Here is a 12,628-nt window from a genome sequence, read left to right as displayed (position 1 = left end):
CCATTCAAGCCGTGGAGCTGGGGGTTTTGGGACCTCTTCAAGCCCGGCGGGACGGCGACCCGGTCGCAATCCCGGGCGCCAAACCGCGTGCGATCCTCACGCTGCTCGGTCTGCACGGTGGTGCGGTCGTGTCAGCCGAAACGCTGATCGATCTGCTCTGGGGTGATGCGCCGCCGCGTACCGCGGCCAAGGCGCTGCAGACGCACATCTCCTCGTTGCGCCGGGCGTTGGGCGATGGCTTCGTCCTCACCGAGGGCACGGGCTGGATCCTCAACACCACCGAGGTGGATGCCCCGCGCTACAAGCGGGCCATCAAGGCCGGACGAGACGCGGCGGTAGCCGGCGATACCGGTCAAGCGGTGGTCCGCTTCGAAGCGGCGCTGGGCCTGTGGCGCGGAACTCCGGAACTGCCCGATTCCCGCCGAGGCATCTCGGAAAGGACGCGCTGGCTCGAGGGCCACGCTGCCCTGGTCGAGGACCGTGCCGACGCGTTGCTGGCGACGGGCCGGGCCGCCGAGATCGTCGGCGAGCTGGAAGCCGCGGTGGCAGACGCACCGTTGCGCGAGCGGCGATGGGCCCAGCTGATGCTGGCGCTCTACCGCGCCGGCCGGCAGGGTGACGCGCTGGGCGCGTATCAGCGAGCCCGGTCGCTGCTCGCCGACGATTTGGGGGTCGATCCCGGGCCGGAGCTTCGACGGCTCGCCGCCGCGATCGTTGCCCAAGACGCCGCACTCGATCACCCCGTGGCCCAGCAGCTTAGATCGGTGACCCGCGCGGTGACATTTCTGCTCACCGATATCGAGGGCTCGACCGCCGCGTGGGAAGCCGATGCCGACGCCATGGCGACAGCGCTCGCGCGCCACGACGAACTCGTCGAGCAGGTGGTCACCTCCCGCGGCGGCCGGCTCATCAAAACCCGTGGCGAAGGCGATGCCACCTTCTCGGTCTTCGACCGGCCCTCAGCGGCGGCCGCCGCGGCTATCGAACTCCAAGACGCAATCCTGCACGAGCCGTGGGCTTTGCGTGAACCCATGCGGATCAGGATCGCCCTGCACACCGGCGAGGTAGAGCTGCGCGACGGTGACTACTTCGGTCGCGCGGTCAACCGTGCCGCCCGTCTGCGGTCGCTGGCCGCCGGGGGCCAGATTCTGTGCTCCGGCGCGACGGCCGAGCTCGTCATCGACACCCTGCCCGACGACGTCGGCCTCGCCGACCTCGGGATGCGTGCGCTGCGCAACCTGCCGCGCCCGGAGCACGTATTCGAGCTTCGCCTCCAGACCGCCGAGCGAGTCGAGGAGACCGTCGACGTGCCTCTGGAGCGTCCCGAGCTTCCCGCGGTACTGACCGGTCCCGGTCGGTTCGTGGGGCGCGGCCTGGAACTGGAGCGACTCGCCTCCGCATGGCAGGCCGCGCTCGCGGGTGGCATTCACGCCATGCTGATTGCCGGCGAACCCGGCGTGGGCAAGACACGCCTGGCCGGCGAATGGTCACAACAGGCCTTCAAGCAAGGCGCCGTCGTGCTGTACGGCCGATCCGACGAGGACCTCGGTGCGCCCTATCAGCCCTTCGCCGAAGCACTGCGTTCGCTCGTCCCCTGCATCGGCGGACACAGACTGCGGGGATTGCGGGGCGTTGAAGCACTACTTCCGTTGATTCCTGGTCTGACCGAGGTACTCCCCGATCTGTCCGCGCCGCCCCGCGCCGACCCCGACACCGAGCGTTATGCGCTTTTCGACTCCGTGGTCGCGCTTTTGGAACTCGCCTCTGCCAGTGCGCCCATCGTGCTGATACTCGACGATCTGCACTGGGCGGCCAAGCCGACGCTGTTACTGTTGCGCCATCTGCTGCGCTTCGGTGATCACACCCGAGTGCAGATCGTCGCGACCTACCGCAGCACCGACCTCGATCGATCCCATCCTCTGGCGGCGATGCTCGCCGATCTTCACCGGGACGGCACCGCAGACCGCCTTGCGCTGAGCGGCCTTGGTGCCGACGATGTGAGCGCCTATGTCGTCGATGCCGGGTACGACGACGAACAGCTGGCCCGGGCGCTGGCCTCGGTCACCGGCGGGAACCCGTTCTTTTTGATCCAGGCACTGCGGCATGTGGACGAAAGTGGCGGGGTCTGGGATCCCAACACCTTGCCGCAGGGGGTTCGTGAAGCCGTGAGCCGCAGGCTTTCGCGGCTTCCGGCGGAGACCAACAAGGCCCTTGCCGCCGCCGCCGTGGTGGGCAGCCGCTTCGCGGTGGACCTCGTGGAGCGGGTGGTCGAAGAAGACCTCGTCGACGCTTTCGACGAGGCCTGCAAGGCCGGCATCGTCATCGAAGAGTCCGGCGGGCGGTACCGGTTCAACCACGCCCTCGTCCGGCAGGCGCTGATCGCCGAGCTGGCCTCGGTGCGGCGCATGCGACTGCACCAACGTATCGCGATCACACTGGAGTCCATGCCCGGCGCAGACGAGGAGCTGCTGGCGGAACTGGCGTATCACTACTTCGAATGTGCGTGGGCGGGAAACGCGGCCAAGGCCGTCGAGTATTGCCGACGAGCCGCGGATCAGGCGATGTCTCGCCTGGCCTACGAAGGCGCCGCCGATCTGTACGACCAGGCGCTGCACGCACTGGAGGAGATCGACGACGAGTTGCCCGATCGCGCCGATCAGACCGCCGATCTGCTGATCGCGCGCTGCGAGGCGCTGCTCGCCGCGGGAGAGGTGGCATCGGCCACCCATGCGTTCTCGCAATTGCAGGCAGCGACAGTCGATTCGGCTCGCCTGGCGGCGTGGGCGACATGTTTTGACGGCCAGCTGTCGATGCTGGTGCATCCGGAACGATTGGACGAGATCGAGGCTGCGCTGAGCGTGGCCGCCGACGCGCTGGCCAGGTTGGGCGATGCCGAAGGCCAAGCAAAGGCCCACACTGTACGGGCCGGATGCCTTGCGCGCCTTGGACGAATCGGCGACTGCGAGATCGCCCTCGACAGCGCGCTGACCGCAGCTCGGCACGCCCGTGAACACCGTCGCGTGAACGCGGTGCTGGCGGGAGCGCCCCTGGCGGCCCTGTGGGGCCCGAACCCGGTTCCGCGCGCCGGCGGGCGTTGTCTTGACGTGGTGCGACTGTTGCGCATCACGACGGACTCCCCTGCGGTCGAGGTGACGTCGACGCGATGCCAAGCCGTGTTGGAGGCCTTTCGCGGCCGGGCCGCCACCGCCCGACGAATGATCGACTCGGCGCGGCGCATGGTGACCGAAATCGGCCTGCGCCATGCCCTGCTCGAGGTTGAGCAGTTCGCCGGAATCATTGAGCTGGTCGTCGACGAGCCCGGTGACGCCGAGCCACATCTTCGTCAGGCCTATCAGGGCTTTCGCCGCATGGGACTGGACGCCGACACCGCCGAGACCGCTGCCCTGTTGGGCCGTACCTGCCTGGCTCTCGGCCGAGACGTCGAGGCCGAGGAGTTGTGCACCGAGAGTGAGCGTCTCGCCGGCCACGCGCTGAAGGCGTCGATCGCCTGGCGCACGCTTCGGGCGCTGCTGTTGACGCGACGCGGGGATCATGCCGCCGCCCGGCGGATGGCCGAGTCCGCGGTCGCCCTGGCTGAACGCACCGACGCCTTGGTCGACCACGGCGATGCCTGTCTGGCCCTGGCGACGGTGTTGAATGCCGCCGGCGACGGTGCGGGAGCGCGGGCCGCCGCGGAGCGAGCGACGGGACTCTACGATCGGAAAGGCGCCGAGGCGCTTGCCGCCAAGGCGCGCGAGATGTTGGACGAACGGGGGTGCGACCGCGACGACAGCCACGTGGCGATCGCCGAACTCGAGGCGCGGCAGGCGGAGCCCGAGAAGGCACGCCCTCGACTGCCGCTGGGAAACTTGGCAGGCGCGGTGGCCAAACACTGGCGGGAAAGGTTCGCGGCGCGGGATTGGGCCGCCATGACAGCTATCGCGGCCGACGATATCTGCACCGATGACCGGCGGGGCGTGGTGGGCGCCGGGGTCCGACGCGGGCGAGATGTCGCAATCGCCGACATGCGGGTGCTCGCCGAGCTTGATACGAACATGATGTCCACAGTCGTGGCCACCCGCGGCGAGCGTCTCGCCCTCTGCCTTGACCGACTGTCGGAGCACGATCCCCGGCCCGACGCGTTTCACGGCGAGATACTCAGCCTCGTCGAGATCGACACCGACGGACGGCTCGCGGCCGGTGTCATCTTCGAGGTTGACGACTTCGCTGACGCCCTGGCCGAACTCGACGCGCGCTATCTCGCCGGCGAAGCCGCCGCCTGCGCACACGCGTGGTCGGTGATAACGGCGGCTTTCGGTGCGATGAGTAGACGCGAAATGCCTCCGACCGCGCCCGGCTTCACCGACGTAGACCGCCGTACGCTGGCGGCGGTCGGGTCCGCAGACCTGATGGCATACCTCAGCGTCGCGCTGAAAGACACGGCACACAACACCATTTACGTCGAAGCCGTGCATCGGCTGACCGACCGCGGCGCGGTGATCACCCACGTAGCCAAAGGGAGTTCGCAGGACGGGCTGGACGCCGAGTGGCGCGTTGTCGATACCCTCACGATCGACGGCGATCTCATCAGCCACTGCGAGATGTTCGACGAGGCAGATCTCGACGCGGCTCTTGCGCGCTTGGACGAACTGCACCCGCAGCCGCAGCGGCTGCAGAACGCGGCAAGCCAGGTCTCGGAACGCGTCCTGACGCACTTCGCGGCCCACCAATGGGACGCCCTGGCGACCGTATTGGCCGAGGATTACCACTACGTCGATCACCGAAGCGTGGTGAATGCAGGGATTCGACACGGTCGAGATGCAGCAGTCGAGAATCTGCGCGTTGTCGCGAATCTCGGCATCTCAGACCTCAACACCACCGTCATCGCGACCCGGGGCGAGCGACTCGTGCTGACCCGCAGCGGCTATTCGTTCCGAGATCAAGGACCCGGGGCTTTCGGCGGTGAACAACTCGATGTCGGTGAGATCGATGAGGCGGGGCGGCTGGTGGCGAGCGTTACGTTCGACTGCGATGACTTCGACGCCGCCATCGCCGAACTGGACGCCCGTTACCTGGCCGGCGAGGCGAGCGCCTGCGCACGCGCGTGGTCGGTCATAACGGCCGGCTATGCAGCATTCAACCGACACGACTTTCCCGATCTCGACTGGGTGAACATCGATCACCGTCGCGCGCGGGCGTTCGCACCCGGTGAATTGACGGCGTATATGCGCGCGACGTGGGATCTAGCGCCTGACGTCGGGGGGTACAGCCAGGCCGTGCATCGGCTGAGCCCCCTGGGCGCGGTCGTCACCCACGTGGTGCGCGGTACCTCACACGAGGGGTTCGAGGCCGAATGGCGCGAAGTCGTTCTGCTCACGGTTGAGGGCGAAATGATCAGCCGCTGCGAAGTATTCGACGAGGCCGACCTGGACGCCGCGCTCGCCAAATTCGACGAGCTGAGCCGGTCGAGTCCGACGCTGGAGAACGCAGCGACCCGAACCTGCGTACGCATTGCCGAGGCATTCGACCGCCGTGACGCGGAAGCGATCTTCGCGCTTGCCGACGACGACGGCCGCTACGAGGATCGGCGGAAAGGCCTGCGCTCGATCCTCGACGGCCCCGAGCGGCGGAAAGTCATCGACGCCACGCTGCAGACGGTCCCGAGCACCTGGCGGTTGGAGGTCGAACCGATCGCAGTCCGGGGATCTCGGCTCTCGCTGACCCGCGACTGTTATCGCGACGCCGGTGATCCCGATCGAACCGTCCTCGTCGAGATATTGCATCTCGTGGAAGTCGACACCACCGGTCTTATGCAGCACACGGTCACATTCGATCTCGACGACATCGACGCTGCCCTCGCCGAGCTCGACGCCCGTTACCTCGCCGGCGAAGCGGCCGGTTACGCGCAGACGTGGTCGCTCGTCACCGACGCGTATGCCGGTTTCAACCGGCGCGAGGTCTTTCCAACCACGCCGGACTGGATCAGCATCGACCACCGACGGGGAGCGGGCTTCGAGTCCGGCGACATGATCGCCTACCTGGAGGCCGCCTGGGCCGATTCGCCGGACACCACCATCCACATCGCGGCTGTGCATCGACTCAGCCAGATCGGCGCCGTCGTCACCCATGTGGCGCAAGGGATCTCACAAGACGGTTTCGCCGCCGAGTGGCGCGATATCGTCGTCATGACTGTCGACGGCCGCCGGGTCAACCGTTCTGAACTGTTCGACGGGGACGATCTCGACGCCGCGCTGAGCCGGTTCGACGAACTCAGTTGATCGCGGCCGCCGTCACTGCGCCTGACTCACCGACGACATGTGGAAGTCGGGGATCCGCAATGACGGCATCGACGCCCGGGTCGCCCAGTCGCCCCATTCCCGGGGCAGCGTCGGCTCGGCGATGCCGGCCTGGGTGGCGCGGCGCAGCAGGTCCAATGGGCTCTCGTTGAACCGAAAGTTGTTCACCGCCGCGGTCACCGCGCCGTCCTCGACCAGATAGACGCCGTCGCGGGTCAGTCCGGTCAGCAGCAGCGTGGTCGGATCCACCTCGCGGATATACCACAGCGTGGTCAGCAGCAGCCCGCGCTCGGTCGAGGCGATCATCTCGTCCATGCTGGCCGAACCGCCCGTCATCAACAGGTTGTCGGCGGCCAGGGCGACCGGGACGCCGAACTCGGCGGCCGCGGCGCGCGGGTAGGCCAGCGCGTTGATCACCCCACCGCGGATCCAGTCCACGCAGCCGATGTCCAAACCGTTGTCGAACACCGACACGGTCTCCGATGAAGTGCCGGTCGCCACGAACGGCGCGCACTCGAGCCCGAAGGCGTGTGGATCGGAATACAAGGTCAGGGGTAGTTCGGACAGCCGCTCCCCCACCCGGGTGCCACCGCCGGGTGCCGACAGCGCGGTTCGGCCTTCCTGGGCGCCGCGGCCACCCATCGTCCAACCGAGGTAGATCATCATGTCGGCGACAGTGGAAGGCGGCATCAGTGTCTCGTAGCGTCCGGCCGGCAATTCGACGCTGCGCGCAGCCCAGCCCAATCGCGTCGAGAGCTGTTCCAGCAGGGAATCCGTTGGCACGTCGACGAAATCCGGGGTGCTGACGCCAGCCCAGGCGCTGGCGCCGGCGCGTTTGGCGTTGATCTCCACCGTTCCGGTGGGTTGGGTGAAACGTCGCCGCAACCCGGTCGAGGACGCCAGAAACGTTGTCGCCACCTCGTGGCGGGCGAAACCATAAAGCTGGTCGGCGCCCCGAAAACCTCGACTCAGCGAGCCGGCCAGCTCGGCGAAGGCCTCCGCGCCGGTCTGCGGGACCGCGGCGTCCCAGTCGTCCGGCGCGGCCGTGCCGCCCAGCAGGTCCGCGGCGTCGCGAGCCTCCGGTGCGCCCGCAGCGGCCTCCGCCGAGGCCGTCACCAGCTCGGGAATCAGCGCCGGATCCACCTCCGCCGAGCTCAGCGAGCCGACCCGCGCTCCCTCGTCGTCGGAAACGATCGAGATGACCGTGGTGGTCCGGCTGCTCGACACCCCATTGGTGGTCATCGAGTTACCGGCCCAGCGCAGCGACGCCTCAGTCCGGTCGGTGACCAGCACGATGGTCTCAGTGTTACCACTCTTGGCCGCCGCCAGCGCGGTGTCGATGACGTCTTGCGGCCCGATCATTCCCGGCCCCCCTCGCTGCGTGTGTTGAGCACGTTGATCCCCCGGAACAGTGCTGACGGGCAGCCGTGGCTGACCGCGGCGACCTGACCGGGCTGCGCCTTGCCGCAGTTGAACGCCCCGCCCAGCCGCCACGTCGAGGCGCCGCCGACAGCTTCCATCGCATTCCAGAAATCGGTGGTGGTCGCCTGATAGGCCACGTCGCGCAGTTGCCCGTCGAGGCGGCCGTCGCGAATACGGAAGAACCGTTGCCCGGTGAACTGGAAGTTGTAGCGCTGCATGTCAATCGACCATGAGCGGTCCCCGACGATGTAGATGCCGTTAGCCACCCGACCGATCAGATCTGCGGTAGACAGGTCCTCGGTACCGGGCTGCAGGGACACGTTGGCCATCCGCTGGATCGGGACATGGTGCGGCGAGTCGGCGTACGAGCACCCGTTGGAACGTGACTGCCCCAACCTGGGCGCGAACACCCGGTCCAGCTGATACCCCACGAAACGCCCGTCGCGCACCAGATCCCAGCTCTGGGCCGCCACGCCTTCGTCGTCATAACCGATGCTGGCCAACCCATAAGGCACCGTGCGGTCAGCGGTCACGTTCATCACCGGTGAGCCGTATTGCAACGTGCCGAGCTTGTCCGGGGTGGCGAACGACGTACCGGCGTACGCCGCCTCATAACCGATGGCTCGGTCGTATTCGGTCGCGTGCCCGATGGATTCGTGGATGGTCAGCCACAGGTTGGTCGGGTCGATCACCAAGTCGGTTGGTCCGGCGGCAACGCTGGGCGACTTGACCTTCTCCGCGAGCAGCACCGGAAGCTCGCTCAGCTCGCTCGACCAGTCCCAGATCTGGTCGCCGGCGACCGCTTCCCAACCGCGCGCGGTCGGCGGCGCCAGCGTTCGCATCGAGTCAAAGCCGTGCGGGCCGACGGTGACCGCCTCGCAGACCGGCATGAGCCGCACCCGCTGCTGGGTGATCGCCGAGCCGAACGTGTCGGCGTAGAAGGTCTGCTCCTTGACCGCGGTGAGTGAGGCCGACACATGGTCTACCCCGTCGGATGATAGGAGGCGGCCCGAATAGTCCTCCAGCACGTCGATCTTGTCCGCGGCAGGCACGTCGAACGGATCGATCAGATAGTCCGACACCCATGTCGCGTCGCGGTACACCGGCTCAGCCGCCAGCTCGACACGTTCGGTGTTGAGCACCGCCAGCGTCTTGGCGACCTGCACCGCTCGCCGGGCGGTGTCCGCCGCGACGCCCGGCGCCAGCTCGGCATGTGAGGCGAAACCCCAGGTGCCGTCGACCACCACCCGCACCGCGAAGCCGAGCTCACGGTTGAGCACGGCGGTCTCCAACTCACCGTCGCGTAGCCGGATGACCTCGGTGGCGATCCGGTGGATACGCAGGTCAGCATGCTCGGCGCCGGCCGCTCTGGCCGCCGACAACGCGGCGTCGGCCAGCTCATGGCGGGGCAGGGCCAGAAACTCGGCGTCGATCCCCCGGTTCGCTGTCACCCATCCACCGTAACGACGTGCCGGAGGTTGACCTCGGAATAGGTGTCCATAATGATCACGGCGTGACTGCGCCGCAGCGACTGGTTCAGGACGGTGTCCGCCACTACGGCAGGTTCGACGGGCGAGTCCGCAACGTCAATCCCGTCGACGGGCACCGGGGTGTCGCGCGACTGTGGCGTGAGTTTCGGCTCAAGGAATGGATCGGTTTCGGCTTGATTCATCCCGAGATGTCGGGCGCGATGATCATGCAGGACGTCAAATACCTGGCCTCGTCGGAGCTGTTCGTCCACGATCAGGCCAGCGGTGTCCTGGTGGAGAAGAGCGCTCGGTTCCGGGGTGCCACCCTGGACCTGCCAGACGACCTGCTGCACGGCGGCCGCTGCCGAGTCAAGACGCGCCGCTACCTGCTCGCCTACGACTTCGACGCCGACACTGGCACCATCGCGGTGCGGTTCGACTGTGCTGCAGACCGGCACGGGCCGGCGATCACCGGTGCGCTGACGCTTTACACCGATGGGGCCGCACCGCCGCTCAGCCTCAGCGCCAGGCTCACCCCGACGATGGACTACTACACGTTCAAGCAGCCCTTCCCGGCTGACGGGGCGCTGACGGTCGGCGACCGCACCTACGTCTTCGATCCGGCACGCGACTTCGCCATCCTCGACGAACATCGTTCGCAGTTCCCGTATTCGACGACGTGGACGTGGGGCACGTTTGCCGTCCGCATGGCCGGTGGTGTGGTCGGGTCCAATTTCGTCGAGCGGCAGGAGTTCAGCGACGACGATGACGAGTCCTGCAACTGGGTTCCCGGCGGGGTCGAGCCGCTCGCGGGCGTCGAGTTCGCGGTCGAATCCGAGCACCCGCTGTCGAGCGCACAGGTCCGCGACCGTGACCGTCGCCTCGATGTGACGTTCACTCCGACCGGCCGCAAAGCGGTCAAGGCCAATCTGGTTGCCGCCGGAATCGACTATTGGCAACTCGCCGGAACCTACCGGGGAACCGTGCGATCCTTGGCAGGAGAATGTTTCACCTTCGATCACGTGCCGGGGGTGCTTGAGCGGATGAAGGCCCGCTTTTGAGTCCACGCGATCGCCGGGGCGTCCCGACGAGCCCAATGCTGGGTTACGCGCTGCTCGCTCCCAGCCTGTTCGGCGTGGTGGCATTCCTGCTGCTGCCGATGCTGGTTGTGGTGTGGCTGAGTCTGCACCGCTGGGACCTGCTGGGGCCGATCAGTTATGTCGGCGCGGAGAACTGGCGATCGGTGCTCACCGATCCGGTGTTCGGCAATTCCCTTGTGGTGACCGTGCTTTTCGTCGCCCTCGTCGTCCCGCTGCAAACCGCACTGGGGCTGGGCGTGGCGGTCCTGCTGGCCCGCGGGTTGCCCGGCAGCGCCGTGTTTCGCACCGTGTATGTGCTGCCGTGGATCTGCGCACCCCTGGCCATCGCGGTGCTGTGGCGCTGGATTCTGAGCCCCACCGACGGCGCGGTGAGCACGGTGCTGGGGCATCGCATCGAATGGCTGACCGACCCTGGGCTGGCACTGCCGGTGACCTCGGCGGTGGTGGTGTGGACCAACGTCGGCTACGTGGCGCTGTTCTTCCTGGCCGGGATCCTGGCCATCCCCACTCAGGTGCTGTCGGCGGCGCGCATCGACGGGGCGAACGGATGGCAGCGGTTCTGGCGGGTAACGCTGCCGATGCTGCGGCCCACCATGTTCTTCGTACTGGTCACCGGCGTGGTCAGCGCGGCCCAGGTGTTCGACACCGTGTACGCGCTGACCGGCGGCGGGCCCGGTGGCCGCACCGACCTGATCGCCCACCGCATCTATGACGAGGCGTTCGGGGCGGCGGCGATCGGCCGGGCCGCGGTGATGGCACTGGTGCTGTTCGCCGTACTGGTTTCAGTGACGGTCGTCCAGCAGCTTTCGTTGGGCCTGCGGGTCAGCTATGACCTCACGTAAGCCCACGGCGTCGGGGTGCGTGCGTTCTAACCACCGTTGAGTGCGCTGTGACGCCGACCCCACACCAGGTAGAAGACCAACGCGATTGCCAGCCAGCCGGTGAACACGATCCAGGTGTACCGGTGCAGGCTGCACATGATCCATCCGCAAACCACCACCGACAAGACCGGCGTGATCGGATAGCCGGGCACCTTGAATCCGCGGGGCAGATCCGGTTCCCGGACCCGGAGCACAACCACCGCCACGGACACGACGACGAACGCGCTCAAGGCGCCGATGGAGACCGTTTCGGCCAGACGCTGAAGCGGTACCAGACCGGCGAGGGCGGCCGCCACGACCGCGACGATCATGGTGTTGGTTGCCGGTGTCCGGGTGCGCGGGTTGACCTTGGCGAACGTCGCCGGCAGCAGGCCATCGCGACCCATCGCGAGAAGGATGCGGGTCTGGCAGTACATCGTGACCAACGTGACAGAGAAGATCGAGATCACCGCGCCCGCGGCTAAGACGGTGCTGCCGAAGCGGTTTCCGGTGATGTGGTCCACGATCACGGCCAGGCCCGCGCTTTGCCCCTCGAAGTCCTGCCAAGGCTGGCTGCCCATCGCGGCCACCGCGACAATCACGTAGACACCGGTCACGATCAGCAGTGCCGCGATGATCGCCCGCGGGATCGTGTGCTGCGGGTCTTTGGCCTCCTCCCCGGCGGTCGATACCGCGTCAAGGCCGACGTAGGAGAAGAAGATGGTGCCCGCTGCCCAGCTGATTCCGGAGAATCCGAACGGGGCGAAGTCGGTGAAGTGGTCCGCTCGAAACGCCGTTGACGCGATCACCGCGAACATCAGCAGCACGCCGAGCTTGATCACCACCATCACGGCATTGACCTTGGCCGATTCGCTGGTGCCGCCGATCAGCAGCGCCGCACACATCGTCACCAAGACGATGGCAGGCAGATTGACGAAACCACCGTCGGAATCCCATGGCCCCGATGAAATAGCTTGCGGTACCGAGAATCCGAAGGTATTGAGCGACAGTTTGCTCAGGTACTGACTCCACCCCACTGACACCGCGGCGGTGGACACCCCGTATTCGAGCAGCAGGCATGCCCCGACGACCACGGCCATGAATTCACCGAGGGTGGCATAGGAGTATGAGTATGCCGAACCCGAAATCGGCACCGCTGAAGCCAACTCCGCGTAGCACATCGCGGCCAGACCCGCTGCGGCCCCGGCGATGAGGAACGAAACGACCACTGCCGGGCCGGCTTGGGGTACCGCCACCGGGAAGACAAAGAAGATCCCTGTTCCGACGGTCGAGCCGACGCCGAACATGGTGAGCCGAAAGCCGCCGAGCCTGCGTCGCAGGTGGTTAGTGCCCCCGGCGGGGGTCGGTCCACCGTTCACCGGCCGACGCCGCAGCATCTGCCGTGACAGGCTGAGCGCCGGCGTTGACATGGTGCCCCTAGCTGGACGGTACGTGTCCATCATTGAACACGGCCCGATGGA

6 protein-coding genes are annotated in these 12,628 nt (G+C 67.2%); 3 read left to right on the top strand and 3 right to left on the bottom strand.

What is annotated here, in order from left to right:
• Nucleotides 1-11 precede the first annotated feature (11 nt).
• On the top strand, nt 12-6,278 hold the full coding sequence (locus LI94_RS02285) for a BTAD domain-containing putative transcriptional regulator (protein WP_082105632.1): 6,267 nt from the start codon (nt 12-14) through the stop codon (nt 6,276-6,278).
• Nucleotides 6,279-6,290: 12 nt separating this feature from the next.
• On the opposite strand, the gene LI94_RS02280 is transcribed toward LI94_RS02285, so the two are convergent.
• A complete protein-coding gene (locus LI94_RS02280) occupies nt 6,291-7,658 on the bottom strand; it encodes a metallopeptidase TldD-related protein (RefSeq protein WP_024440641.1) in 1,368 nt (455 codons plus the stop codon).
• Nucleotides 7,655-9,169, bottom strand: coding sequence for a TldD/PmbA family protein (locus LI94_RS02275; RefSeq protein ID WP_046300161.1), 1,515 nt, complete (start codon nt 9,167-9,169; stop codon nt 7,655-7,657). The genes LI94_RS02280 and LI94_RS02275 overlap by 4 nt, the downstream gene beginning before the upstream one ends.
• A 62-nt stretch (nt 9,170-9,231) precedes the next feature.
• On the opposite strand from LI94_RS02275, the gene LI94_RS02270 reads away from it, so the two are divergent.
• A complete protein-coding gene (locus LI94_RS02270; RefSeq protein WP_052739853.1) occupies nt 9,232-10,248 on the top strand; it encodes a DUF2804 family protein in 1,017 nt (338 codons plus the stop codon).
• Between the two features lie 35 nt (nt 10,249-10,283).
• A complete protein-coding gene (locus LI94_RS02265; protein WP_046300160.1) occupies nt 10,284-11,129 on the top strand; it encodes a sugar ABC transporter permease in 846 nt (281 codons plus the stop codon).
• A 26-nt stretch (nt 11,130-11,155) separates the two neighbouring features.
• On the opposite strand, the gene LI94_RS02260 is transcribed toward LI94_RS02265, so the two are convergent.
• The gene (locus LI94_RS02260; RefSeq protein WP_024440645.1) at nt 11,156-12,577 is read right to left on the bottom strand and encodes an amino acid permease; all 1,422 of its coding nucleotides are present in this window, start codon (nt 12,575-12,577) and stop codon (nt 11,156-11,158) included.
• Nucleotides 12,578-12,628: the final 51 nt, after the last annotated feature.

The organism is Mycobacterium sp. UM_Kg27, assembly GCF_000972905.1.
GTDB lineage: Bacteria > Actinomycetota > Actinomycetes > Mycobacteriales > Mycobacteriaceae > Mycobacterium.
The sequence above is the reverse complement of the archived record's forward strand: the minus strand, read 5'-3'. Positions and strand labels throughout refer to the sequence as shown.

Bases quoted from the DNA above. Each gene is read 5' to 3' on its own strand.
- LI94_RS02280 (WP_024440641.1), bottom strand. From the start codon at position 7,658: ATGATCGGGCCGCAAGACGTCATCGACACCGCGCTGGCGGCGGCCAAG.
- LI94_RS02260 (WP_024440645.1), bottom strand. From the start codon at position 12,577: ATGTCAACGCCGGCGCTCAGCCTGTCACGGCAGATGCTGCGGCGTCGG.
- LI94_RS02265 (WP_046300160.1), top strand. From the start codon at position 10,284: ATGCTGGGTTACGCGCTGCTCGCTCCCAGCCTGTTCGGCGTGGTGGCA.